Origin of the sequence: Pseudomonas sp. NIBRBAC000502773 (genome assembly GCF_006517195.1) — a bacterium.
GTDB classification, from domain to species: Bacteria; Pseudomonadota; Gammaproteobacteria; order Pseudomonadales; family Pseudomonadaceae; genus Aquipseudomonas; species Aquipseudomonas marginalis.
Genome location: NZ_CP041189.1, coordinates 3,479,631 through 3,505,592, shown reverse-complemented (window position 1 = coordinate 3,505,592; position 25,962 = coordinate 3,479,631). Strand labels below are relative to the sequence as shown.

The following is a 25,962-nucleotide window of genomic DNA, read 5'->3' as shown; positions in this document are numbered from 1 at the left end:
TATTGTTCCCGCTTGAGGATTATCCGCAGACGGGGCTTGCATGAGCACTTCCAACCCATCCATCACCCTTGCCAAGGGCGCCGCCAGTGCGACGCTGATCGGGGTGATTGCCGTGTTTTTGTGGGCGTGCCTGGCGCTTCTGACCACCTTGACCGCCGGGATCCCGGCCTTTCAGTTGCTGGCTTCGAGCTTCGCGGTCGCGTTCTTGGCCAGCCTGTGCGTGCTGGGGCTGCGTGGCGCTGCTGGGTTCAGCAGCTGGCGCCAGCCCTGGCCTGTGTGGGCCACGGGTTTTGCCGGGATCTTTGTCTATCACGCGTTGTATTTCTTTGCCCTGAAGGCCGCGCCTGCGGCTGAAGCCAGCCTGATTGCCTACCTGTGGCCGCTGCTGATCGTGCTGCTGTCGAGCCTTGCCACCGGCGAGTCGCTGCGCAAGCGCCAGCTGCTGGGCGCCTTGCTCGGCCTGGCGGGGACGGCCTTCATCATGCAGCTGCGGGCCCGGAGTGACAGTGCGTCGATGCCGGTGGTCGGTTACGCCGCAGCCTTTGCGTGTGCCTGGGTCTGGGCGATGTATTCGGTGTTCAACCGGCGGTTCAGCCATGTTCCGAGCAGCATAGTCGGGGGTATTTGCGGGTTGGTGGCTGTGGCCGGGGGGCTCTGTCACCTGGCTTTCGAAACCACGGTGCGGCCTGAGCCGGGCCAGTGGGCCGCAATCATTGCCCTGGGGCTGGGCCCGGTGGGCCTGGCTTTTTTTGCCTGGGACCACGCGACCAAGCACGGAAACCTCTCGATGCTGGGCGCCCTGTCTTACCTGGCGCCGCTGTTCTCCACGCTGCTGCTGATTGCCGTGGGGCAAAGCGATGCCAAGCCGATCCTGATGATTCCCGCGGTGTTGATCATTACGGGGGCGGTCATCGCCACTTCACGCTCACGCACGACCTCGCGGTGATCTCGACGGGTAAGGAGACAGGGAAATGAACTTGATAGCTTCGCAGGGAACCATGAGGATCGAGAGCGACGGGCCGAGTTTTTCGGTCTCGCCCACGCGGCCCTTACTCAGTCATCTGGGAAAGCCATCGTTGCTGAACAGCCGAACCGGCATCCGTCGTCGCGCCCATGGCGAGGCGCCTCGTGTGCTGCTGTTTGTGCCGCCCTATACACGTCTGATCGAGCCCACGTCCCACGACAGCGCATTTGCCCGCATCGGCATTGATACATTCGAAGTGATGAAGCGTGCCGGTACGCCTATCGGCCTGTTGCGCATCGCCACGGTGGCCCGGCGGGCCGGTTATGACGTGCAGATTGTCGATTCGCCCTTTGCCGGCTGGTCCCAGGAGCACAGCCTGGTCAAGGTCGACCAAGGGCATCTGATCCGCTACGGCCTGACCGATACGCAGATACGCGAGATCATCGAAACCGCGCAGCCCGATATTGTCGGCATCCAGTGCAACTACACCGTGCAATGGGGCAACGCACGAGCGTTGGCCGAGCTGGTGAAAACCCTCGATCCCAACCTGGTGCTGATCACCGGCGGCGCTCACTCCAGTGGTGACTGGAAGAACGCACTGCTGGATTCGGCCTTCGACTTCGCGCTGATCAATGAAGCTGACCGCGCCTTTACCCTGCTGCTCGATGCCTTGACCCACGAAGGCACAGACATCAATGCCGTACCTGGGGTGGCGTACCGCGACAGCCGCGGACAACTGATCCGGCCCACCCAGAAGTCCAGCTACCTGAGCATCATCCCCAAGCGGCAGGACCTCGAAGAGCGGCTCGGCGTCATGCCCTTGCCGGACTTCAGCTTTCTGGACATGAAGCATTACCTGCAGCCTTATCACTCCTCAGGAGCACGCGTACGCAAGCATGGCGCCTGGGCGCAGATATTCTCCACGATTGGCTGCAACGTGAACTGTAACTTCTGCTACATCCCGAAAATCAACGGCCCTTGGCGCGCACTTGGCCTGGACTGGTTTGACTTGCACCTGGCCGATCTGGTGAAACAGGGGGTCACTGAAGTGCTGATCGAGGACGATCACCTGATGCATGACCCGTTGTATGCGATGGAGGTTGGCAAGCTCCTGAAAAAACATGACTTGCCCTGGGTCGAAGAAGGCGGGTTGAGCCTTTTCAACCTGATCCTGCTGCATTTGGGCGAACGCTTCATCGACCAGATGGATGAGAAGGAGCGCAAGAGCCCGCAATATCGCAATGTGATCGAGGCAGTAAAAGGCGGGCTCACGGCAAGGAAGTTCATTCGGTCGATTGCCGAAAATGGCTGCTACAACATCTACCTCGCGGTGGAGAGCGCGAACGAAGACAGCCTGGTCAATTCCAACAAATCCCGACTTAACGCGATCCAGCACTCGACGTTCGAGCTCATCGAGATTTTTACCGAGCACGGCATTCAGGTCACCGGCGGGTTTATGCTGGGGTTCGTCAATCCCCCCGGCGGACCTGGGCAAAAGCCTTTTGTAGAGAGCCTGGAGCTGATCGACCGCACCATCGACTACGCGGTCAACCTCATGGGCGCCGGCATGGCGTACGCCAACCCGTTTATCGTCACGCCGATTCCCGGGACGTCGATGTGGGAATACCAGCAGCAGTATGTGGTGCGTCACTACGACAACGGTTGGTCCCATGAAAAAGCCACGATGGCGACCGACCAATGGAGTGCCGAGGACATCGAGAAAGCACGCATGGAGTTGCTGGTTCGGGCCAACGGGGCTGATCGTGTCCGGGAGATGGTGCGTCGCGGTACCTGGCCTGTGGATGCGTGAGTGAAGGACGCTGGCTGCGAGGATTTTTAGCGCCGTGTTGCCTCCGCTCCTCTCCCCTGTTTTGCTTGGGGAATCAGGAGCGGGGCAAAGACTGCGGCGGTCAGCGTGCGCGTCAGACCCTGGCAGGCGACACAATGATCTTCACATTGTGTTCCTTGTTTTTAACCAGTTCCTCGAAGCCCTGGCCCACGATCTGTTCCAGCTGAATGCGCCCCGTCACCAGTGGCGAGATGTCCAGCCGCCCATCGGCGATAAACGCGATCACGTCGGCGAACTCCCCGTTGTAGGCCAGCGCGCCGAGTACCTGTTTTTCCGTGGCCACCAGCTCGAAGAAGTTGAATTCACTGGGTTCTTCGAAGATGCCCACCAATACGCACTTGCCGGCCTTGCGGATCAGGTCGATGGCGAGTTTGGCCGTGTGTTTGTTGCCGATGCATTCGAAACTGACGTCCGCGCCGAGCCCGCCGGTCAGGCGGCGGACCTCGGCCAGGGCGTCGCATTCATTCGGATCGAGCACATGGGTCGCCCCCACTTCCCGGGCCTTGGCCTTGCGCGCGCCGGACATTTCCAGCGCGATCACCTGGGCCGCGCCCGCCGCCTTGGCGCACATGATGGTGCACAGGCCGATGGTGCCGGCGCCGACCACCACGACGTTTTGCCCGAGCAGGCTTCCGGCTTTTTTCACCGCGTGCATGCCGACGGCCAGCGGCTCGATCAGCGCCCCGGCTTCAGCGGGGAAGTTCGCCGGTAGCTTGTACAGCAGGTTGGCGGGCACGTTGACCAGTTCTGCGAAGGCGCCGTTGTTCATCAGGCCGGTGAAGGCCAGGTTTTCGCAAATGTTGTACAGCCCGTGGGTGCAGTAGTAGCAGGTGCCGCAATGTTGGCAGGCGTCGGCCGCCACAGGCTCGCCGACGCTGAAACCCTGTACGCCGGCACCGAGTTCGACGATCTCGCCACAAAACTCATGACCGAGAATGCACTGGCCCTTGATCCCGGTCAGCGGGTGCGGGGCGTCGACCGGAATGAACACCGGGCCGGCCACGTACTCATGCAGATCGGACCCGCAAATGCCGCACCATTGCACGCGGATCTGCACCCAACCGGCAGGCGGCGAAACGGGCAGCGGCACGTCTTCGACGCGGATGTCGTTACGACCGTGCCAGACAGCGGCACGCATGCTGCGTTGCGAGTTGCTCGAAAGGCTCATAGCGAAGTCTCCTTGAAACGGTTGGCACTGGCGCGCCGGGTGGGTTGCAAGGGGCTAGAGCAAGGCCGGTGCCAGCTGTGCAAAAACGCCTGGACGCCCCTCTCCTAGAGCCACCGAATGAACACCCAAGGGTGGCCGGCATCGAGGTCAAACGAGACGCGCCATGCCAGATCGCGCATGGTAGCGACGAGACCGTGAGACGTTGCGTCTCACTGCAAGCGTTGATGCCAGGGGCGTGCCTGATACACCGCAGTCGTCTTCATTAGGGGCGCTTCGCACCCCAACGCGGGGCAAGCCCGCTCACCACAGCAAGCCCGATCACCACAGCAATTCCGCTCACCACAATAAGCTTGCGCAGGCTCACCCGATAACGCATTCGAGATTGCACCTCCACGCCCCACGTGATCGAGGACTACTCGTAACTTGTGGTGAGCGGGCTTGCCCCGCGCTGGGCTGCGGAGCAGACCCAAAACCAGGCGCTGCGGTTTACCTGACAGAACACAGGGATCCTGATTGGGGCTGCTTCGCAGCCCAGCGCGGGGCAAGCCCGCTCACCACAAGTAGGGTGTTCGCCCTTAACTGACGGGCCCGGCGCCAACCAAGGGTGCTCAAGCGGCCCAAGCCCCTGTATGACGTTTTGTCAGCCGATCTGTATCTAACGCGCGCCCTGCTCCCGCCCTACCATCAAGCGCATCCAACCTGCGCAACGACGCGCTCAACCTACAGGAGTTAACCCATGCCCGAACTGTCGAGCCTGCTGGCGTATGGTCTGATTTCCCTTGGCATGGTGCTGACGCCCGGCCCGAACATGATCTACCTGATTTCGCGCTCGATCTGCCAGGGGCCGCTGGCCGGGTTGATTTCACTGGGCGGCGTGGCGCTGGGTTTCGTCGTGTATATGCTGTGTGCGGCGCTGGGGATTACCGCGTTGCTGATGGCGGTGCCGTATGCGTATGACGCACTCCGGCTCGGCGGTGCGCTTTACCTGTTGTACCTGGCCTGGCAAGCGGTCAAGCCCGGCGGGCGCTCGGCGTTTCATGTGCGCGACTTGCCCAGGGACGGCCCACGCAAGCTGTTCATGATGGGCTTTGTGACCAACCTGTTGAACCCCAAAGTCGCGGTGATGTATCTGTCATTGCTGCCCCAGTTCATCTCCCCCACTGGCCACGGCAGCGTGCTGACACAATCCATCGTGCTGGGGTTTACCCAGATCATGATCAGTGTGAGCGTGAATGCGGTGATCGCCATCATGGCCGGTTCCATCGCGACCTTCCTGGCGGCCAAGCCGGTTTGGCAACTGGTGCAGCGCTGGCTGATGGGGACGGTGCTGGCTGGCCTGGCGGTGCGCATGGTTTTTGATGCGCGGCGTTGAAGACGGGGTTTGAGGGCACTGTGGTGAGCGGGCTTGCCCCGCGTTGGGCTGTGCAGCATCCCCAAAACCAGACGCTGTGCGCTATCGGGTATACCGCATGTGTCTTCATTGGGGGTGCTTCGCACCCCAGCGCGGGGCAAGCCCGCTCACTACAGGTTACCGGTGGCCCATTCTTTCTTGGTCAATGCTTGCGCAGCGCCTCCAGCCGCGCCGGCAGGTCTTCCTCGGGGAAGCGCGCGTGCAACGCCAGCAATTTTTCATCCGCGGCTTTGCTTTCACCCGCTTCACGCAAGCGCACTATCGCCTGTAACTCTTGCTCCAGCGACGGCAACGCTGACGGTGCGCGCTTGCTGAGTCTGGCGCTCGATTCATCTGCCAGCGCACCTGCCATCTCAGCCTGAACCGGCGCACGTTCAGCCTTGGGCGCGGCGTCGATGCGCGCCATCGGCGCCGGTGCGGACAACGCTTGCGGCGCTGGGCGGGCAGCTTGCTCGTGCATGGCGGAGAAGGTCGCCGTGGAGATTTCGGGCTGCGGCACTGGCGAGCGCGTGACCACGCCGATCATCAGCGCCAAGCCGGCCACGGTGGCGAATGCCATTTGCCAGCGCGGGCGTTGGCAGGCGTGCAGCCAGCGTTGCCACAGGCTCGGTTGCGGCGCCGGGGCCTCGCGGCGGGCGGCGCTGAGGATGAAGGCGTCGAGGGACGCGGGCGGCTCGCCGCTGCTGTGTTGACGGTAATGCTGGATCAGCACGTCGTCGGTGTCGGGCGTATGTCGGGAGTCGGTCATGCAAGTATCTCCTCGGCCAGCAGGCGGCGCAGTTTCTGCTGGGCGTAACGCAGGCGGCTTTTGACGGTTTCCAGCGGGGCTTGGGTGAGGGCGGCGATTTGCGGCACGTCGAGGTCGCCGTGCAGGCGCAGCAGGAAGACTTCGCGCTGGTCTTCGGGCAAGCCTTGCAGGGCGGCGTCGAGGCGCGCCTGGTCGCGGCTCAGGCTCAGCTGTTGCTCGGGGCCGGCGCTGTCGTCGGCCTGGGCGTGCAGTTGCTCATCGTAGCTGTCGTGCAGCGGGTTGTGGATGCCGTGCTTGCGCCAGTGGTCTATCAGGCGGTTGCGGGCGATCTGGAACAGCCATGTACGAAAACTCGCCCGGCCTTGTGGCTGGGTGTTGCTGCGGATCAGGCTGAGCCAGGTGTCCTGGTAGATTTCCTCGGCCAGTTCGGCCTTGTTGCTCAGGGACACGAGGAAGCGGTAGAGGCCTTGGCGATGCCGCGCGTACAAGGCTTCGAACGCGGCGGCATCACCGGTGCGGTAACGGGCCAGCAGCGATTCGTCGCTGGATGGATCATCTGGAACAGCCATGCAGGGGGCGAACTCCTTTTATAAATTTAACGCTGTTCAAGTGTGGGAGGGGGCAAGCCCCCTCCCACACTTGATCAGTGTCCTGTTTGAGATCAAGGTTTCAGGCTTTGGGCCAGTTCCACCAGTTGCACGAACTCGTTGCGCAGGCCGAACGGGTCATCGCCCCGGGCCGAGCGGGCCAGTGCGGCGGTGTCCTTCAAACTCATCCTGCCAGTGTAGCGGCCATCGCCCTTGAGCTGTTGGGCGAAGGCGGCCACCGCCGCCGAGAAGCGCAGGTCGTCGCTGGCCTGGGTGGTTTCGTGGCGGATGGGCCGTTCGATCAAGCGGCTGTCACCGCCCGTGGCGGGCTTGTAGCGCACGCGCAGCATCGCCAGTTCATCGGATTTACCTTCGGCCGCAGGCGCAGTGGCGTAGCGCAATGGCTCCAACCAGCCCTTCTGGCCCTTCGGCACAATTTCATACAGCGCGGTCACGGTATGCCCTGCGCCAATCTCACCGGCATCGACTTTGTCGTTGTTGAAATCCTCACGCTTGAGCGCGCGATTTTCATAGCCCAGCAGTCGATACTCGCTGACCTGTGCCGGATTGAATTCCACCTGCACTTTCACATCCCGCGCGACCACCGCCAGGGTTGAACTGAGCTGGTCCACCAGCACCTTGCGGGCTTCGCGCAGGTTGTCGATATAGGCGTAATTGCCATCGCCGGCATCGGCCAGTTGTTCCATCAGGTGTTCGTTGTAGTTATCCACACCGAAGCCGAGGGTGGTCAGGGACACCCCGCTTTTACGCTGCTCGGCGGCCATTTGCTTGAGGCTGTCGAAGTCGCTGACGCCCACATTGAAGTCTCCGTCGGTGGCCAGCAGGATGCGGTTGATGCCCTTGTCGATAAAGCCTTCGCGGGCCATCTGGTAGGCCAGTTCGATACCGGATGCGCCTGCCGTGGAACCGCCGGCGGTGAGTTGATCGATGGCATTGCGGATCCTGGCCTTGTCGCGCCCCGATGTGGGCTTGAGCACTACGCGGGATTCACCGGCGTAGACCACCAATGAAACCCGGTCCTGATCACGCAACTGGTCCACCAGCAATTTCAGGGTGCTTTGCACCAGCGGCAAGCCTTCGCGGCGGTCCATGGAGCCGGACACATCCACCAGGAACACCAGGTTGGCCGGCGCCAGGTCCGCCACGGCGCTGTCGGACGCCTTGAGGCCGATGCGCAGCAGTTGGGTATGCGGGTTCCACGGCGTGGCGGCGACTTCGGTGGTCACGCCAAACGGTGAACCGTCGGTGGGCAGCGCGTAGTTGTAGGGGAAGTAGTTGACCATTTCCTCCAGTCGCACAGCGCCTTCGGGCGGCAGGCTGCCTTGGTTGAGGAAGCGTCTGACGTTGGCGTAGCTGCCTGTGTCGACATCCACACTGAAGGTGGACACCGGCGTTTCGGCCACGCGATGCACCGGGTTGTCCGGCAGGTTGGCGTATTGCTCGCGGGGTTCGCTGCGGTAATCCATCGCCGCTGATTCCTGCATGCGCATTGGCGCGGGCATTGCCATGCGTTTGACCATGGCGCCCTGGGGCGACGCGCGTTGCAACTCGGCAACGGGCTCGGCCGGTTTGGCCAACTCAGGGGATGAGGACAGCCCACAACCGGCCAGCGCCACCACCAGGGTGACGGCAAAGCCTTGGGCGGCAGGACGCAGGAAGAGCAGAGGACGGGACATGGGCTGAACCTCGTGAGTGAATGATCCGTTCACAAGGTCAGACGCACGGTGCGGGATGTTCGGGTTAACCCTGATTCAAATAACACAGACATTCAAATGTGGGAGGGGGCTTGCCCCCTCCCACATTTGAACCGAGGCGATGAACTCAGTCCGTGCCGTACTTCGGGTTACGCGGGCCGTACAGGATCCCCGCGCGTTGGCCCGGCGACAGCAGGCGTGCACTGGTGATGCCGGCAATCGGGTGCGCTGCATCGGTGGAGCTGTTGATCACTTGCTTGACCGCCGCGGTGATCAGCATGCCCACCAGGCCGCCGCTGTTGTTGTTGCCTTCCTCGCTGGAGGCCCGAGCCGAACCGGTCCACAGGGTGGTGCCGGTGCGCAGGTCCACCAGTTTGGCCGAGGCCGTCACGGCGGTGTCGCTGGAGATCAGCATGTACTTGGTGCCGTACTCGCTGACGGTGATGTACAGCGCCGCGTCCGCGCCGAAGATGTCATGCAGCTTGGCCGGTGGCACGCCCTGGATATCGTTGGCGGTGGTCAGGCCGTTCTGGCGGAAGGTTTCGTCCACCAGGGCAATCGGCAGCACGTAGTAGCCGGCTTCGGCCAGCGGGTAGGTCACTTGCGAGACCAGGCTGTACGAGGCCTGCACTTCCGGCGACTCGTTGATCGGCGGCAGTACCAGGATCGACTTGGGCCGCGCCTGCTTGTACGCCGTGTAGTCAATGGTCTTGGGCGCTGCGCAACCGCCGAGCAAAGCCAGGGCCAGCAAGGCACCGGTGAGTTTCAACAGGCTCATTTAGTGGCCACTCCGGTCTTGGCGTTTTTCAGCAGGAAGTCCATGTACGAGGCAGACTCGGGGAACAGCGCCTTCTCGGTGCGGAACTCCTGCACCATCTGGTCATCCTTGCCCATGCTCAGGTACAGCATGCCCAGGTGCGCGTGGTAACCCGGCGGCGCCTTGCGGCCGCTGGCGTTGATCTTTTGCAGATCACGCTCCAGCGCCTCGACCTGCGCTTCCTTGGGCTCGCCCTTGAAGTACTCGTAAACCTGCGGCTGGTAGCTTTCCCATTGATACAGGGGCTGGGGCGCCGTGTGGCACCCGGCGACCGCCGCGATCGCTGTCAGCATCAGCGCCAACTTCACTGCCTTGCTCATCCGTGTACTGCTCCTTGAGGTGCTGTTGATCAGTTGCGCGGGTTCCAGGCGCCGGCGTTGATGCCGTCGACCAGGCGGTTGATGGCTTCGCGCATGGCCAGGTCGAGGACCTTGCCATTGAGGGTGGAGTCGTAGCTGGCGGTGCCGCCGAAGCCGACCACTTCACGGTTGGACAGCGCGTACTCACCGGCGCCCTGGGTGGAATACACCACTTCGGAAGTGCTGATGTTGACGATGTTCAGTGCGACCTTGGCGTAGGCCACTTGGGTCTTGCCACGGCCGAGGATGCCGAACAGCTGGCGGTCGCCGGTCTCTTTGCGGCCGAATTCGGTCACGTCGCCGGTCACCACGTAGTCAGCGCCCTTGAGCTTCTGCGCGGTGCCCTTGATCGCGGCTTCCTGGGAGATTTCGCCCATGTTGTCGCGGTCCAGCACGCTGAAGCGGTTGGTCTGCTGCAGGTGGGTAATCAGGATGGTCTTGGCCTGGCCACCGAGGCGGTCGACGCCGTCGGAGAAGATGCCGCGCATGTAGCTGGAGCGGTTGTCGAACTTGCCCACGGCGATGGGCACACGCACGCCGGAATAGGCGACGTTGGCGCTGGCGACCTGTTCCACCGGCATGGCGCGGTTGCTCTCCGTGGCGCAACCGGCCACGGTCAACAGCGCTGCGGCGGTGAGGCCGGACAGCAGGATTTTGGACAGTGTGTTCACGGGGTGCTCCTGGGGGTGGTAAATCGGTAGTGGGCAACGTTAGCGAGACGGGATGTCGCGCAGATCATCGACGATGTCGCGGCTCAACACGCCGGTATAAAAACGCTCGACGCTCGAGTTACCGGAGTTGGTGATGATCCCGCCCATGGTTTTCCATTTTTGCGCTTCACCCATCACGCCGGCAGGCACAAGGTTGTTTCGCGTCTTGGCAAAATGCAGGACCTCGCCAGCGCCCTTCTTGACCTTGACCCGATAGCTGAAATCGACAGCGGCCAGAATGGTGTTGTCATCAACGATCAACGTCGAGAGACCGCCTTTTGAGTCGGCGATATGGCGCGTGTAGACGATGCTGATATCCAACAGGTAATCGGCTTTTTCCTTGCTGGATGCATAACGCTTGGCGCTGAGCAGGCGGTCGACCAGATCGACACCGAGTTGCTGGCGAACCTTGTCATCCGGCAGGAAGCGCTCATTCTTGCCCACCACCTCAACATCAAACGTGTCGAGCCAGTACGTGGCGTTCTTGGGAATGGTGACCGGTGCCGGCGAGATGTAGTACTCCGGCTTGGAGGCGCAGCCCGCCATCAGGCAGGCGACGAGGAATACGGCAAACATGCGCATGTCTGGATTCGTCCCTGAAAAGTATCGTGCTTTAAACAATCGCGGCATTTTACGGAGTTGAGAGCGGTTCTCAAGGTGTTTCGTCGGTTGCCGTGCGGTGGCGCACATTCCCTCAAGTTATGGGGATACGGGTCGAGACAGTAACTTGGCTTGCTCACTTATAGGGACATTGCGTGCTTAATACTCTGCTTCGGGCTACGGCCCTGATCGCTGCGCTGTCGATGACCGGCTGCGTTTCCTACACCGTCACCGGCCCCATCGCCGCCCCGCTCCACCCGGTCGCTGTCAGCAGCCCGCGCAGTGCGCAAATCGCCGATGTGACGGTGAGCGCCGCCGACGTCAACGAAGCCAACAAGGCCGCCATCAGCAGCTCCCTGACGGCCCAGATCACTCAGTACGTGCGCACCGGGGGTTACTTCAAGCAGGTCACCGACTATCCGGTGCGCCTGGGCGAGCAGGACGTGACGCTCAGATTCAACATGACCGCCCTCAAGGGCCATCGCGCGCCACACCCGGCGTACGTACCCGGCGCGCTGCTGACCCTGACCATCTGGATCTGGGTCAACGGCCCGATCTACGTGGACAGCTTCGAGGTGGCCGGCGACCTGGTGATCGTCGACCGCAACGGCAAGGAACTGGCCAAGGCCAAGGATTCGATCAAATTCGAACACAACGTCGGGCTTTACAGCGGCCAATACTGGGCACCGTCGATGGGCGGCCAACAGCTGACCAAACTGGTCGGGCAACTGCTCGACACCGCCACCGCCAACCTGGCCAAACCGTAATTTCAAGGAGTGATGCATGAAAGGATTGATCAAACACAGCCTGGTACTCGCCGCCGTCCTGCTGACTGGCTGCGTGTCCTATTCGCAGCACGAATTGCCCGCCGTACAGACCTGGCCACCGACCGCCAACGCGCCGGCGCAAAAGCCCACGGCGTACGTGCACACCACCGCGCAGAACCACGTCAACGGCGGCCCTGGCAACGCGGCAGTCGGCGCCCCGGTGGCGCTGTGGGAAAAGGCCGTGGCCGATTCGTTTCGCCAGTCCAACCGTTTCTCGCGAGTAAGCACTGACAAGGTCGACTCGGATATCTACGTCGATGCCACGCTGCACAACAACGAACAGTTCAGCATGGCCTCGGCGATCATCACCGGCGCGACGTTCTTCATCATCCCGAGCACAGCGAAAAACACCTTCACCCTGGAGACAGTGTTCAAGGACAAGGATGGCAAGGAGCTGGGCCGCGTCAAAAAGAGCGAATCAGTGCGCACCTGGATGCATCTGGTACTGATCGTGGGCATCCCGTTCCAGGCGGACACGCGGGAAGTGGTCGAGGCGCTGACGCGCAGTACGCTGGATGAAGCGGTGCAGCGCAAGTTGCTGTAACCCCGCCCTCTGTAGGAGCGAGCTTGCTCGCGAAAAACCGGAGAACACCGCAGGCATTCAGCATGCCCGCGGTATCGCTGCCAGCCTCAGCTCACTTGATCAGGTCAGGTCGAGTGGTCTTGAGCATCGCCGCGCTCACCGTGCCCTGAACCGAGCAGGTGATCATGCCATTGCTGGTCTTGGCCAGGTCACCGGGTGCGGGCTCGACCATCAAGATGCGTTCGGCCGTATCGGTGACCAGCTTGCCCGCGTTGTCATCGCCGCCTTCCGGCACCCAGGCTGATTGCTTGTGCGACCAGATCTGCGCACGCGCGTAGATACCGTTGGCTTTCTCCAACGCCGTACCCGGTACTTTACTCAGCTGTGCGTAAAGCGCGTCGGGCGCCTGTTCGGTGTAGAACCCCCAGTTGATGATGCGCGAGCCCATCAGGTCCTGGTCTTCGGCGAAAAAGCCGGTCAAGGTCATACCGTCAAGCGTCAGTGGCGTGTCGAACATCCAGCGCTGGCCCATATCGGACTTTGTGCCGCCGCTGAGCGTGATCTTGCCGTTCTCCAGCTTATGGGCAACACGCTCCTTGAGCCCTGCCTGGCTTACCACCGCCATGGAGTTCTGGTCGCAGGCGAGAAAACTTTGCAGGGCAGGCGCCGCGGCGAAGCTGCTGGTGCAGGTCGCCAGTGCAGTGAGTGAGATAAACAGACGATGCAGTTTCATTGACAGCTTCCTTGGGTCTAAATAATTGCGGGCCGGAAAGGTCAGGCGCATAGCGGGGGATTTGCGTCCATACGGTGCCACTCCGGCTTATGTCGTGGTCAATCAACGAGAGTTGAAGAATCGCGTGTCAGCCCCTTACCAAGCTAAGTGTGCAGGGCGGATGAACAGCGACAACGGCCGAGCTCGGGCCCGGCCGTCTTAAGCGTTTTTAGTTACTTGCTTTCTTTTGCCACGGTGCCCAAGGACGCATCCTTGACCAGATAACGGCCTTCCAGATCGCTCAGCACTTTGAGACTGTTGCGCGCCACGGCGAAGCCCATTTCGACTTCCTGCTTGAGGTAAACCACCTCACCCGCCTTGACGTCGATTGGCATGTCCGCCCAGTTTTCAGCCTTGGAGCTGATCACGTGCTTGCCCGGCGTCACGAAAAAATAGATGTATTGGTTACCACGGTTGTAACCCATCTCCGAGTCGGCTTCCTTGTCATCCAGGAACACGTTGAACCGTACCAGCATCCCGACGTTGCTAGGGCGTACGACATACACCAGGCCTTTATCGGCCACGGCAGCCTTGGGCAGCGCATAGCTCGCCACGTCAGCCTGCATCTTCTCTACCGACGGCGTCGAAGAACAGCCAAACAGCGTGGCCAGGGACACAACGACAGCGGCTTTGCAGAACAACTTGATCATGTATTTCTTCCTTGTGGGTAGCGGTGGGGCGGTTTCGAAAACGCCGGCGAAGGCCGATTCAGATTTTTGATGCGTCTGGGCATCGCCAGTGTGTCGGCAGTGGATGGCATTGCATGAGGCATTGTGCCACTACCCTGATGCCTTGCGCTGTTTTGGGTGAGGGGCTTATAGTCCGGCCGTCGTCCAAATGGCGATCAGGTTTGGCGACCTGACAACAGAGTGCAAAAGCAATCCGCTTTCATGCAGGTGTTTTTGCACCCGCAAAGCCGTGCCTTTTATGGCGGCTGTGCGCGGGAGACCTTCGGGTCTGCCGGTTTACTCTGTTGCCGGTTCGCCAACCTGCGTACAGCTGCCACCCATTCGTTTGGCGACGATTGAGTGGTGGTCTCAACCACTTAACAGAGTGCCAATTATGAACCGCTACATGCCCCTGACCGGCCACGACTGCACCGTCCCCGCCCTGCTCATCGACACCCAAGCCCCCCTCGACGTCCTCCACGACGCCGCCGTGCACCGCATCCAAGCCGTCACCCAATTGCTGGAAAACCTGGCCTTCCGCGATCAGCTCAGCAGCGATGCCGTGGTGCTGCAGGACTTTGCCCATCTGCTGGCGATTCCGCTGCGCGACGGCTGTGATTTGTTGGATGCGATCAGTCGCAGGCTGAACGCCAATCCGTCCTGAGTTAAACCGGGCGGCCCGTCCAGGCCGCCCTGCTCAGGCATTGATGACAATCGTCTTGGCCAACATATCGCCCAAGCGACGACGCAGGCCGAACAGTACAAAAAGACCGTCCAGCACACTGAACACCATCTTCGGAACATTGCGTAGGAACGACTGGAACAGCGTGCAGTTCGTGGGGTACGGGTAACCCACCACGGCCGTGCGGCACACCCGCTTGCCCAGGCTCTGGCCATTGGGCAAGGCATCGCAAAACAGGTAGTACCCGAAGGCTGAAAACAGCAGCACATAGTGGAGGCCATCAAACAATGCCGGGCCTCCTGCAGAGCCCAGATAGAAATAGGCGTAGTCCAGGTTTCGGTTCAAAAACAGCAGGAAAAGCACCACGGCCATATCGATGAAATAGCCGAGCAGGCGCTTGCCTGGGCTGGCGAGGTTCCAGGTGCCTGCGGCCGATACTGATTCGCTCATACCGTCATTTATCCAAAAGTCGAAGAGATGTCATTGAGGCCGGCACACGTTGTACATGCCCGCTCGCGTCCATACGCGGTGGCTTTAACCTCATGGCGTTTGTGGCTGTTCCGAATGGGAACGGGCGCAGATTTGCTCCCACCCTTTCTCAATCGTGCCCGTGTACTTACCGCACGACGCGCCCTTTAACTGAGCGTCCATAAAGTCCTGCTCCGGCCCGACCCACAGCAGGCCAACCAGATAGGCCACCCCGGCCGCAAACACCAGCAACGCCGATGTCCGAGTCAGCATGAATCGCAGCGTGGCGGCGGCGGTTCGAGACCGTTCAAACACACACGCGAACAACAACCCGATCCCACCCCAGACGAAACCCGCCGCGGCCGTGCCCAACCAAGACGAATCACGATAGAGGTAGGCCCAGGCCAGGATGAACGCGATGGCGCTGACGCACATCAGCAGCAGGCACAGCCACTGGGCGATCCGACAGCCGATACTCGAAAAGCTCATGGAAACGTCGTCCCGATACGCGCTCGTTCATTCGAGAACCAGATGCCGGAGACCTTGCCCACCACATCATCAAGCGCAACCTGCCCCATGAAGCGGCTATCGTTGCTGACATCACGGTTGTCGCCCAACAGGTACACATGCCCCGGCGCTACCTGGAGTGGCGCCAACTCCAGGGAGTAGTCCTTTTTGACGCGCTCAGCCGGTGCGTGAAACAAACCCAGGTTCTCACCGTTGCGGATCAGCTCGCCATGGACGATGGCCAGAGTGTCACCACCGATTCCCGCCACCCGTTTGACCGCCTCGGTGCCATTCCAGCGATACACCACGATATCCCCCACTTTGGGCACGCCAGCCCGCAGGTCAGACATGATGTAGTCGCCAATCGACAACGTCGGAACCATCGACCCCGACGGAATGTAATAGTTTTTGAAGCCCAGCAACGGCACCCGGAAGACGTCGAGCGTCAGCACCAGGATCAGCACCACGCCGACGTAAAGAGCATGGAAGCGTTTACGCGGCACATGGGGCGGACCGCTGTAGCGACGGGCCAACACGGCGGACACGATGGCAGAGGTCAATTTGACCGTGATGACGAAAGCGAAGAATGCATACAGCCCAAGGGGTGTGGTGACCAACCCCAAGGCGCCCATCAGCGCGACCCCGCCGAGCAACAACGCTGCGACCCGGATGCCCCACTGCGTACGGCCTACATACACCAGGCCCCAGCCGGGTATGAGGCAGGCCATCAGGAAGGCCTGGAGGGAGAATTTTGCGGGTTTCATTGATCATCCTTAATAATGCAAATGCTGGCGCCGCGCATATTACTGCTGGGCTCGCCAATCCACATAACCTTTAATCGCTGTTAGCTGGCTAAGGATTGTGACGGTGGTCTGACCCTGATTCTTAAAAAGTTATATACACCCCTTTTTTTTCGTCTATCGCCTGCTCAAGCATTTTTTTAAATTCTCTAACAGCCTCAAACGCATCATCTGAAACTTTTCCTTCGACCTCCAAAACCCTACTTAGGCTTTCGCTCACTTCATGTTGAGCCTGGAAGTAAGAACCCATTTTCCCAGGATCAAAGAAATTTGATCCCGAACCTAACGGCGTACCTAAAAAAGGCGAGAAGCCTAATTTACCTTTATCAGAAAACAGCTCTTGAGAAATACTCCACCATAAGCCAAGCCCTCGGTCATCAGTAGGCGAATAATATTTCGTAAGTGCGAAATCCCCATACTGATGAATGTCCTTGCTTTCAATCATATCTTCCCAGCTATCCTCTAACGCAAAACCCTCATATGGATCAACTAGAGACTGCCTATTAGAAACAATGAAATCCCGCATCTGGTCGATACTTCCCGAGCGCAAACAGCTCTCCAACAACGGCTTAAGTTCACGATTGAAACTATCAATATCAAAAATAAATGCTTTATGCTCATAACTCATAACTACCCCCCTGATTTTATGGCAAAAAATCACTTTGCGAGTGAAAATAGGGGCAGACCACCAATATACATTGGTGCACTAGTCGTGGTCTGCCCCCTATTTTCCGCTGCCATCAGTTCGAAGGTGCGTGCGTGTCGAGAAGCGGAAATCTACTCATAATCAGCCGACAAATAGAAACTGTCCATTACCTTGGTCAAGCAAGTGACCTTTCAAACACAATTCACGCAATAACGATGACACTTGGCTTTCATCCATGTTTACCCCACACGACTCAAAAAAATGAAGTACTCGCCAATTATCGATTATTTTCGGCTCATCAAAGCGTTTATGAACATCCACAACCCAATGGGGTTTACGCGACACTCTTTCAAAACGTATACCTGCACCATGTCTGAGAAATTGCCATTGTTCACCATCAACAAGCATGTCTCCCCTCTTCGGAAAGTCGAGGAGCCAGGTAGAATCTCTTGCATTGGGATATAGCTCCGCGAACGCAAGAACCAACTGACTTTGAAGCGTTGCAAAGAGAAACGCACAATCCACATTAGCTGGCCTCATAAATTAGTACCTCACCCGAGCTTCAGCAGCTTCTCGCATAAGTTGATCAGCCTGTTCCTTGGTCACGCTGTGCACATTGACGGGTACATCTTTAATCCCAGCTTTCGCAGCGGCCTCCGCGCGATGGTGGCCATCAAGGATGATTAACTTCCCGTTCACGTTAGCCACCTCGATAGGGTGATTTACATCAAACCCATTGGCCTTCATGTCCTTTGTCATTCGCTTCACCTGTGACCCGGATATTTCATCTCGGCCCTGCCTTCCAATTAAGGACTTCGGATCTACCACCTGTGGAACGCCGCTAACAACATCCGCCCCAACCGCTCGGGGCTCACTACCTGCATACCGCTGCCAATCCGGATGGTAAGGATTGGCCTTCATCTCGTCCGTAACCGTGGTAAGTCTCGTCGGCTTAGGTGCTTCCGCTGTCGGCTTTTCACCCTGGAAGCTAGCACCATTCGCCGCTGGAGCACCATCACCCACGACTTTCGTTGTCCCAGAGGGCAAATCGCTCGGAGGTCCTTTCGCACCTGTAAGGCTGGTATCACTCGCCGCTGCCTTACCGTCACCCGCGACTTTTGTCTCTCCCGACGGTAAATCGCTGGAATGGCCTTTGCCACCCATTGACGACCATGCGGCCCCCAGCACCATCATCGCGTTGTCTATCAAGTGCTGCGTACCGCTGGCAACCTCTCGCTCGACCGGGTTGTCGTAATCCAAAGGTACCGGAACAACTTCCTTACCCACTTCATCCAGGTGTAGAAACTGCTTCCCGAAGTCGATGATCCCATTCAAGGCATCGCTGGGATAGTTCACAACGCCTTTGCCTAAGCCTCCAAGGGCAGTGCTGCGGGTTGCATCCCATATTTCGCTGTCTTTTTGGGACTGTTTTTTGTTTGAGGCTGCACCCAGCATCGCCTGTTGCTCAGTCGTAAACTGATTCCAGGTATGACCATACATCCCCGCATCTTCGTAGGCGTCTTTACCGCCAGGGGCGAACATCAACATCGTGCGCCCGCTTTCGTCTACAAACGTAGCTGCCTGGGAGCGCAGAAAAGACATCGCACTGAGGTCGACCATCGCATGGTCAGTCGCAAAGTCCTTATCGACATTCTGCTGCGCCTGGGCGAGAAGCCTGGCTTCAGCAGCCTCCAGGGATATACCTTTTTCTTCCGCGAACTTTCCTGCCAGCGCCTTGATTCTATTGATTTCAATGGCGTGTAGCTGGCGGTTATTGAGGTCAACTGCCGCTGCTCCGCTACCGGCTACAACCGAGCCACTGACTCCGTTGGCTGAGCCAATCGAAGCCCCCAAACTCGTAGCAATCAAGGTCGAAAGGGCGCCTTGCTCTTCCTCACTCAACTCGCTTCCTTTCAGAGCCTCACCAATGGACGGCATAAGCGCAGCGGAGGCCCCGACGCCTAGCGCGGCACTTTGTACATTCCCGCTGGACAAGCCAAGCGCCGCACCGGCCAGTGCGTGTAGTAAAACGCGCGCAGCGCCACCTTCTGCCCATGCAGCTCTTGTCGCGTCATCAATACCTTTACGATTTTTTTGCGCATCGGCAAAACTGCCGATTTTGTTGAAAATATCACTGGACGATGTGTTCGCAACGATCCCGACAGCGGTACTCCCAGTCGCGCCACCCAATCCGGCGGCAATCAAACCGGAGGTAATATCTGCCATCAACCGTTTATCACCACCCACCTGCCAACTTTTGGCATCCAGATACGCCGCGTTCGCCGCCAGAGCCGTCCGCTCAGCATCAGGTGAACCAGCCTCTGCCTGTTCGCCTGCTTGCTTACTCAATGCTGCGGCTTTACTCGCCTTGGCTTCGGCAACCTTGTTGATTACGCTGCTCGACAGCTGCGCCGAACTTTGGATCAGGTCAATACGCTCTTGCATGGCCTTCTCATCAGGCCGGTCGAGCAGTTTGTTGGCATTCGCGGTGTCGCGGTTCAGGCCGATCAGATCATTAGCCCCGTCCGCGCTTCTTACGTCGATCGTTCCAGGACTGATCGCGCTGCGAGTCTTGCTGCTATCAGACTCCTTGAGCAACAGCGGAATCGTGCCACCAACCCCTGAGCGAGCTTTTTCGAAACCGGCGGTTGCGCCGGAATAGCTCAGGCTCGCGGACTGGCTTTTGATATCGCTTTTGTTTTTGATGTCGCTGACCAATAGTCGGTCAGTACTCAAGTAGTTCTTGTCGTTGCTGGCTTCGCTGGCGATCACCGCACCTTGAAGGGTGGTGTTCTTGCCGACATTGATGTCGTATCCACCTTTGCCCGCATACAGACCGGACTGTTGGGCGACAGCCTTGTAATCGCTGTTCATTTTGCTGCCAGCAATATTGGCACTACCCGAAACCATGGACCCCAGACAGAAAGGTGGCACGCAAATACTCACGCCCGCGCCGCCACTGGTTTGCTTGTTCTTCTGGCTAGCTTCGTCCTGACGCGAGGCAATATTCAGATTGCCGCCAACCTGCGCCTTTATCGCGTCTGCATGTACCTGCGCGCCTGCCAGGGTAGCGTCCTGACCAGTTTTAAGAACGAGCAGTCCGGTATCCACCGTGCTATTGACTTGCGTGATTTCATGCCCGGTACCCATACCCTTGGCCATCTGAGCACCCAAGTCGAGCACAAAGCCGCTCTGCTCACCGAAGCTGAGGCTGACGCCGACACTGGTCTTGTTATTTTTATTCTGGTTATCCCAGTTTCTCCGATCCTGGGCGCTTTCCAGAATCGCGTTGTTCTTGGCCTGCAACAGTGTGTCTTTAGCCTTGATGCTGCTGCCGATGATATGCAAGTCGCCTGCGGTGCCCTGCGCATTCCCGCTTGCGACGATTGTTAAGCTACCGCCACTGTTCAGGGTCGATTGCTTCACCGTTTCGGCGTTGTATTCGCTGGTGCTTTTTTTCTGCGTAGACGCGAGTTCGGTCCCAATCTTGAACACCGAGCCAGCGCTGTTGGCAGGCTTGCCATCTGACTCATTGGCCGCGTCATTACTGCCACCCAGCGCATCGTAGGTCGACAGTAACGCCTGGGCACCTTTGACGGCCTTCAGACGACTGTCGTCAGCCTGTTGGGCGGCCCGAACGTCATTGCGAATGCTCTTATAGGTATCCACCGCCACGCCACCAATAACCCGGCCTACTGCCAAGCTCCTGGAGCTGTCCTTACTAGTTTGGGTAGCCGTTTCTGTGCCGGCGGCAATGGTGACATTCGAGCCGCTTAACGACATGTCCTTCGTACTCACCAAATCACTGGCGACTACCTTCAGTTCACGTCCGGCGACCAGATTTACATTGCCGGCGCTGGACCCAACCGTACTCCCCAGCAAAGTTGTCTCGTTTGCAGTGCCGTTGTGTTTCGAGCTGTTGATGTACAGCTTCTGGTTGCCGGTCATGTCATCCAGACCGAGCTTGTTGCCGGTCAGCACGCCGGTGAGGTCGCGATTTTTTTCCTTGTGCATGTCGGTGCGGGCGAAGGTGTTCTGTGCCGCGTCGATGGTCAGGTCGCGGCCGGCCTGGACGGCGAGTTCGCCGGTGCTGACCAGGTTGGAACCGGTGACCGTGGCGTCACGTTTGGCGGCGACGGTGACGGTTTCGCCGGAGACCATGCTGCCCAGGGCGGTGGTGCGTTTTTCGTCGACTTTGTCCTGGACTTTGCTCGACTTCAGGCCGCCCCAGCTGCTTTTGCTTTCCTTGCGTTCGTGGCGGGCGCTGTCGGCGTTGCTGACGGCGAGGATGTTCACGTCCTGGCCGGCGACCAGTTGGGTGGCGCCTTTTTCGGCAGTGACGGCACTGCCGGCCAGCAGCAGGTCTGCACCGGCGACGACGGCGCTGTTCGTCCCCGCGCTGACCAGGCTGCCGACGTTATTCACCACGTCGGTTTCATCCAGGCGGAATTTCTTGCCCTGGGAGGTTTTCTTGGTCTTGCTGTAGAAGCTGTAGTCCTGGTTTTCGGCGGCTTTGAGCTCGAGGTTTCTGCCGGATACCAGGTACGCCTCGTTGCCGGCATTAACCTGGCTGGCGACCAGTTGCAGGTTCTGCCCGGCGCTCAGGGTGGCGTCGCCGCCGGCCTTGATCACGCTGGACACTTGCTGCACGTGGTCTTCGATGCTCTTGACCTTTTTCGTGTTGCCCGTGGAGTGTTGCTCGTTGGCTGCCGCGATGGCGTTGAGGTCGCGGGTGGCAATCAGGTTGACGTCGCGCTTGGCTTCGACGTGGCTGGCGATGGCGCTGATATCGCGCCCGGCGATCACATGCAAGTCGCGGCCAGCATCGGCCACCGAGCCCTGTTGGGCGATGGTGGTGAAGCTGGAACGGTTGCCGATGGCGCCGCTGTCGAGGGTTTTCGAGGCGGTGATGTTGACGTCGCCCACGGCTTTGACCGTGGTGTCGGCACCGCTCTTGAGCACGCCGCCGACGTTGTTGACGTTGCCACCGGCTTGCATGGCCAGATCGTTGGCCGATTCGATGCGCGCGGCGCTGTCGACGAAGTCGCTGCGTTCGGTGCGGTAGCTGCTGGCGCTTTCGTGGGTGGTGACGCTGCGTTCGTTGAGCAGGTCGGCGCCGGAGGCGAGGTTGACGTTGCCCGCACTGATCACACCGCCTGCGCGGTTGGTCAGGTTGTTGCCGCTGAGCAGGTCGATGCGACCACCGGCTTCCATCAACCCACTGTTGGTGAGGTTGCTGCCGACGTTCGCCAGCAGGTTGCCGGTGGCGTGCAAGGTGCCGGCGTTGTTGAGGTGGCTGCCGGTGATCAGGTTGACGTCGGTGCCGGAAATCAATGCACCGTTGGGTGCCAGGCGGTTATTCGCCTGGGCCAGGTACAGCACCGGCACCAGCACTTGTTGCCCGGCGACGGTGGCGTTTTCCAGCCACACGATGTCGTGGGTCAGGGCGGCGACTTGTTCGGCGGTGAGGCTCACGCCTACGGACAAATTCAGCGCGCTTTTGCTGCTGATGGCGTTGTCCATCAGGTGCTTGAACAGGTCGGCGTCGCTGGTCTGGCCGTCGATGAAGCGCTGGCCGGTGCGGGCGAGTACGGCTTGCTGGATCAGGCGCTGTTCGTAGAAACCATCGCCCAGGCGCTTTTGCGCGGTGTCGGGGTCATAGCCGAGCTTGGTCAGCATGTAGTCCGAGCCCAGGAACTTGCGCATATCCGTGAACAGCGGGTTAGTTTCGATCAGGTATTTATGCGGGCTGGCCGCGAACTGGCTGGTGGGCAGGCCTTTGGCGCCATCGCTGGCGTTAAGGTGGAACAGGCCGTTCTGGCCGGTGGGCAGGTCGAAGCCGGGCAGGCCAAGCGGGTTGACCTGCTGCTGGGCAACGTCCGGTGGCAGTTGCGCGTTGAGGCTGACCAGGGTCGAGTAGCCCGGCGCCTTGGTATTGGCGCCGCTGCCGACGTAGGTGTAGCCACCTTGCACGACGCTGTTGTCGACGCCGGCCTGGGCTCTCACGTCTACGCTGCCGCCGGCCTGGATGACGGCCGCGTAGCTCTGGTCGGGCACCACCAGTTGGGTGGTTTTGCGCAGGTCGGTCTTTTCGCTCTCCATTTTTCCGATGAACGAGGCCAGGCCCGCTTCGACGCCGCTCATGTCCTGGCCGGCCGAATAGCGCTGGGTGAACGCAGCGGCTTCGCGGTACCAGCCTCCGGGCTTGCGCTCACGGGCGGAGGTGAAGATGCGATCGTACTGAGTGTCGTGGGTCACTACACCGACATTGGTGAGTTGGTTGACGACGGCCGTGAGGTTGCCACCGGCGGCGATGCTACTGCTGCTGTTGAGCAGCTCGCCGCCGGTGAGCAGCATGTTGCCGCCCGAGGTAATGCTGGACGCTGCCGTGGCATCGCTGACGATGAAGTGATCCCGCTGGGTAATCTGGAACGGCCGGTTCTGCTTGCCGCCTTCGCAGTCGCCACCGGTCACGCGAAAGATGCAGGCCGTGGGAGTGATGGAGGCGCTGTAGATGCCGGACTCGGTGGTGAGCACAGTACGGATGTTCTGGATCGTGCTGGCGGCCAGGACCAGGTTGCGCTCACTCTCGATGGTGCCCGAGCTGTTGATGATGCTGGTGACCAAGCCGCCCTGACCGTCGCGGTCGACACGCAGGTTGCCCATGGCGTAGATCGCGGCGCCGAGGTTTTTCAGGCGGTCGACCTTGAGGTTCATGTCGCCGCCGCTGAAGATCAGGCCGTGGTCGTTGAGCAGGTTGCCCACCGAAAGATCCAGGCTGCCCTGGCTGGCGATAGCGCCGCCCACGGTCCAGTCCTGGCCGCTGCCGACCAGGGCGCGGGTGCCGAGCAGTTTGCCGGTGGCGGTCTGTTGCAGGTTATCCACGTTGACGGTCAGGCGCCCGGCCTGGATCGCGGTGCTATTAATCCAACTGGCTTTGTTGAAGGTCAGGTCGCCGTTGGTGGTCAGGCTGCCGCCCACGTCATCAAGGCTGATTTCACTGAGGTCGAGCAGGCCGGTGCCCACATGCAACACCTTGCCACCGGTGTTCTGGAAGCGGGTGGCGGCGAGGCTCAATTGGTCGTTGGCGGTCTCCAGGCTACCGCTGTTGTTGAGCAGGCCACCGATGGCGTAGCGGGTCTTGCCGGTGGTGCCGAGGGCGCGCATCTGGCCGCTGTTGGTGAGGCTGGCAGTGTCGACGTCGAGGGCGGTGGCGCTCTCGATCAGGCCACGGTTAACCAGGGCCCCCGTCAGGCTGACGTCGATCCGGTTGCCGGCGATCTCGCCGCCGTTATCCACATTCATACCGGTCAGGTGCACGCGATCCCGAGCAAACAGCGCGCCGCTGCCGTTGTTGAAATCCGTAGCGTCGATCTGCGCATCACCGGCTTTGGCGGCGATGCGGCCACCGTTGTTGTCGAGGGTGCCGGCGGTGATGGTCACGCCAGACTTTTCACTGTGGATCAGGCCGTTGCCGCCGTTTTGCAGCAGGCCGCTGGTGGTCAGGGTCAGGCCATCGTTGGCGGCCAGGGTACCGGTGTTACGGTTGTCGATGCTGTTGGCGAATACCGTCAGCAAGCCCTGGCTGGCGAGTTTGCCGCCCTGGTTATCGATGTGCGCGACGCGCTGGATCAGCAGCGGCCCGGCGCTGGCCAGCTTGCCGTTGCGGTTGATCAGGTCGCCGATCAGATCCAGGGTGATCGCCCCGCCGGCGGTCAGGTTACCAGCGCTGTTATCCAGGGTATTGCCGTTAAGGGTGAACGCACCGGTGCTGTCGATGATCCCGCCCTGGCTGTTGTCCAGCAGGCCGCTGACGGTGAGGGTCTGTGCGCCATCGCTGAGCAGGCGACCGTTGTTGCGGTTGTCGACGCTGGCGGCGGTGACGTTCAGCGCCTGCTTGGCGCTCAAGGTAGCGCCGTGGTTATCCAGGCTTTGCGCGGTGGCGGTGAGGTTGCGATTGGCGATCACCGTACCGGTGTTGGTGAGGTGCTGGCTGTCGAGGGAGACGTCGCCACCGGCATTGCGCGTGTTGTCGGGGTTGACCCCGGCTTCGATGATGCCGCTGTTGGTCAGCTGGCCGTTGCTGGTCAGTGTGATGCTGTCGCGGGCGGCGAGGGTCTTGCTGTTTTTCAGGGTGCCCTTGGTCTGTGCCTTGAGGGTGGTGCCCGCGTACACGGCGCCCTTGGTCTCCAGGCTCGCGGCCTTGATGTCCACCGCACCGCTGGCGGCGGCCTGGGCCATGCTCAGGTGGCCGTTGGCGTCGAGCTGAATATCGCCACCACTGGCGGCGAGCGTGCCGTCGAGCTTCACACCCACGCCGGCTTCGGTGCCCACCAGTTTGATCGCACCGGCGTACATGCCGCCCAGGGCCGAGGAGTCGATGGCCAGTTCCGGCTTGGTGCTGCCGTCGTCAGCGCGCGCGGTGGTTTTCAGACTTTGGGCGTCGACGTCATTGCGCCCGGCGATCACCGTGAGTTGTTTCGCGTTGATCTGCGCATTGATCCTGGCCGAACGGGTGATGATCTCGAAGTGGTCGACGTTGCTCGCGTTCAGGCCTTTGCCGTCGATGGTCACGGCGCCGCCGTCGACTTGGTAGCTTTTCAGTTGCCCGGTCTGATCAATCACCGGTTTACCGGTGGTCAGGGTGACGTTCGGGGTGTTGATGAACCCGCAACCGTTGCAGCTGATGCCGTAGGGGTTGGCGACGATGACCTTGGCCGACTGGCCCGCCACTTCGGTGTAGCCGCGCAATTGGCTGGGGCTACCGCCTTTGACTTCGTTGAGGATGACGTTCGCCGCGCCGCCCTTGAGGTTCGGGTTGCCGACAATGATCCCGCCCAGTTGCGTGCTTTGCACAATGCCGTTGGCGTTGTTGAGGATCACGCCGTTGGGGCCGACGTTGTAGTCCTTGAACTGGTTGTGGGACAGGCCGCTGCCATTAGGGGTGGCGATATTCACCACCGGCACGCCATTGCCCGCCTGGCCGACCGTGGTGCCCGGGCCACTGACCACGATGCCGTCGGCCTGGGCCAGCAGCGGCTGCCAGAACAACGCGTTGGCCAGGATCAGGGCCAGGCCGCGTTGGCTCAAGCTTTTCAGGGCAGTAACAGGGCGAACGTCCATATTCAAAATCTCAAGGCA

Annotated in this window: 22 protein-coding genes; 6 read left to right on the top strand and 16 right to left on the bottom strand. The window is 60.4% G+C overall.

Features of this window, described 5'->3' with window-relative positions; genetic code table 11:
- The first annotated feature begins 40 nt into the window (after window positions 1-40).
- Window positions 41-946 (top strand): DMT family transporter, encoded by a 906-nt coding sequence (locus tag NIBR502773_RS16250; RefSeq protein WP_141156444.1) that lies wholly within the window; start codon window positions 41-43, stop codon window positions 944-946.
- Window positions 947-1,076: 130 nt separating this feature from the next.
- Window positions 1,077-2,774 (top strand): B12-binding domain-containing radical SAM protein, encoded by a 1,698-nt coding sequence (locus NIBR502773_RS16245; protein ID WP_257227952.1) that lies wholly within the window; start codon window positions 1,077-1,079, stop codon window positions 2,772-2,774.
- Between the two features lie 112 nt (window positions 2,775-2,886).
- On the opposite strand, the gene NIBR502773_RS16240 is transcribed toward NIBR502773_RS16245, so the two are convergent.
- Window positions 2,887-3,951, bottom strand: coding sequence for a 2,3-butanediol dehydrogenase (locus NIBR502773_RS16240; RefSeq protein WP_227432305.1), 1,065 nt, complete (start codon window positions 3,949-3,951; stop codon window positions 2,887-2,889).
- Window positions 3,952-4,717: 766 nt separating this feature from the next.
- Between NIBR502773_RS16240 and NIBR502773_RS16235 the strand changes: the two genes are divergently transcribed.
- Entirely contained in the window at window positions 4,718-5,353 is a 636-nt protein-coding gene (locus NIBR502773_RS16235) for a LysE family translocator (RefSeq protein ID WP_027607878.1), read from the top strand.
- A gap of 181 nt (window positions 5,354-5,534) precedes the next feature.
- Here the strand turns inward: NIBR502773_RS16235 and NIBR502773_RS16230 are convergent, their stop codons facing one another.
- From NIBR502773_RS16230 to NIBR502773_RS16200, 7 genes are all read right to left on the bottom strand, one after another.
- On the bottom strand, window positions 5,535-6,140 hold the full coding sequence (locus NIBR502773_RS16230) for a hypothetical protein (RefSeq protein ID WP_141156442.1): 606 nt from the start codon (window positions 6,138-6,140) through the stop codon (window positions 5,535-5,537).
- Window positions 6,137-6,709, bottom strand: coding sequence for an RNA polymerase sigma factor (locus tag NIBR502773_RS16225; protein WP_141156441.1), 573 nt, complete (start codon window positions 6,707-6,709; stop codon window positions 6,137-6,139). Before NIBR502773_RS16225 ends, NIBR502773_RS16230 begins: the two co-directional genes overlap by 4 nt.
- A gap of 92 nt (window positions 6,710-6,801) precedes the next feature.
- Window positions 6,802-8,424: a VWA domain-containing protein gene (locus NIBR502773_RS16220; protein WP_141156440.1), complete on the bottom strand. Its 1,623-nt coding sequence runs from the start codon at window positions 8,422-8,424 to the stop codon at window positions 6,802-6,804.
- A gap of 145 nt (window positions 8,425-8,569) precedes the next feature.
- Entirely contained in the window at window positions 8,570-9,220 is a 651-nt protein-coding gene (locus NIBR502773_RS16215) for a DUF799 domain-containing protein (protein WP_027608085.1), read from the bottom strand.
- Window positions 9,217-9,579, bottom strand: coding sequence for a DUF4810 domain-containing protein (locus NIBR502773_RS16210; RefSeq protein WP_027608086.1), 363 nt, complete (start codon window positions 9,577-9,579; stop codon window positions 9,217-9,219). The genes NIBR502773_RS16215 and NIBR502773_RS16210 overlap by 4 nt, the downstream gene beginning before the upstream one ends.
- Window positions 9,580-9,608: 29 nt before the next feature.
- Entirely contained in the window at window positions 9,609-10,289 is a 681-nt protein-coding gene (locus tag NIBR502773_RS16205) for a CsgG/HfaB family protein (protein WP_027608087.1), read from the bottom strand.
- A gap of 39 nt (window positions 10,290-10,328) precedes the next feature.
- Window positions 10,329-10,910, bottom strand: a complete 582-nt coding sequence (locus NIBR502773_RS16200; protein ID WP_141156439.1) for a hypothetical protein — start codon at window positions 10,908-10,910, stop codon at window positions 10,329-10,331.
- A gap of 173 nt (window positions 10,911-11,083) precedes the next feature.
- On the opposite strand from NIBR502773_RS16200, the gene NIBR502773_RS16195 reads away from it, so the two are divergent.
- Both NIBR502773_RS16195 and NIBR502773_RS16190 read left to right on the top strand, forming a co-directional pair.
- Window positions 11,084-11,695 carry a hypothetical protein gene (locus NIBR502773_RS16195; protein ID WP_141156438.1) on the top strand — a complete coding sequence of 204 codons (612 nt, stop codon included), beginning with the start codon at window positions 11,084-11,086 and terminating at the stop codon, window positions 11,693-11,695.
- A gap of 16 nt (window positions 11,696-11,711) precedes the next feature.
- Entirely contained in the window at window positions 11,712-12,299 is a 588-nt protein-coding gene (locus NIBR502773_RS16190; RefSeq protein WP_065941031.1) for a hypothetical protein, read from the top strand.
- Window positions 12,300-12,390: 91 nt separating this feature from the next.
- Here the strand turns inward: NIBR502773_RS16190 and NIBR502773_RS16185 are convergent, their stop codons facing one another.
- Both NIBR502773_RS16185 and NIBR502773_RS16180 read right to left on the bottom strand, forming a co-directional pair.
- Window positions 12,391-13,011 carry a hypothetical protein gene (locus tag NIBR502773_RS16185; RefSeq protein WP_141156437.1) on the bottom strand — a complete coding sequence of 207 codons (621 nt, stop codon included), beginning with the start codon at window positions 13,009-13,011 and terminating at the stop codon, window positions 12,391-12,393.
- Window positions 13,012-13,223: 212 nt separating this feature from the next.
- A complete protein-coding gene (locus tag NIBR502773_RS16180) occupies window positions 13,224-13,616 on the bottom strand; it encodes a DUF2846 domain-containing protein (protein WP_174562754.1) in 393 nt (130 codons plus the stop codon).
- Between the two features lie 508 nt (window positions 13,617-14,124).
- On the opposite strand from NIBR502773_RS16180, the gene NIBR502773_RS16175 reads away from it, so the two are divergent.
- A complete protein-coding gene (locus tag NIBR502773_RS16175; RefSeq protein WP_065948568.1) occupies window positions 14,125-14,382 on the top strand; it encodes a hypothetical protein in 258 nt (85 codons plus the stop codon).
- A 33-nt stretch (window positions 14,383-14,415) separates the two neighbouring features.
- On the opposite strand, the gene NIBR502773_RS16170 is transcribed toward NIBR502773_RS16175, so the two are convergent.
- From NIBR502773_RS16170 to NIBR502773_RS16145, 6 genes are all read right to left on the bottom strand, one after another.
- A complete protein-coding gene (locus NIBR502773_RS16170) occupies window positions 14,416-14,850 on the bottom strand; it encodes an RDD family protein (protein WP_141156435.1) in 435 nt (144 codons plus the stop codon).
- 90 nt (window positions 14,851-14,940) lie between these two features.
- Entirely contained in the window at window positions 14,941-15,357 is a 417-nt protein-coding gene (locus NIBR502773_RS16165; RefSeq protein WP_141156434.1) for a hypothetical protein, read from the bottom strand.
- The gene (gene lepB, locus NIBR502773_RS16160; RefSeq protein WP_141156433.1) at window positions 15,354-16,139 is read right to left on the bottom strand and encodes a signal peptidase I; all 786 of its coding nucleotides are present in this window, start codon (window positions 16,137-16,139) and stop codon (window positions 15,354-15,356) included. The genes NIBR502773_RS16165 and lepB overlap by 4 nt, the downstream gene beginning before the upstream one ends.
- A 121-nt stretch (window positions 16,140-16,260) precedes the next feature.
- Window positions 16,261-16,803, bottom strand: a complete 543-nt coding sequence (locus tag NIBR502773_RS16155) for a hypothetical protein (RefSeq protein WP_141156432.1) — start codon at window positions 16,801-16,803, stop codon at window positions 16,261-16,263.
- Between the two features lie 159 nt (window positions 16,804-16,962).
- The gene (locus NIBR502773_RS16150; RefSeq protein WP_373682349.1) at window positions 16,963-17,361 is read right to left on the bottom strand and encodes a hypothetical protein; all 399 of its coding nucleotides are present in this window, start codon (window positions 17,359-17,361) and stop codon (window positions 16,963-16,965) included.
- A gap of 3 nt (window positions 17,362-17,364) precedes the next feature.
- On the bottom strand, window positions 17,365-25,944 hold the full coding sequence (locus NIBR502773_RS16145) for a hemagglutinin repeat-containing protein (RefSeq protein WP_141156430.1): 8,580 nt from the start codon (window positions 25,942-25,944) through the stop codon (window positions 17,365-17,367).
- Window positions 25,945-25,962: the final 18 nt, after the last annotated feature.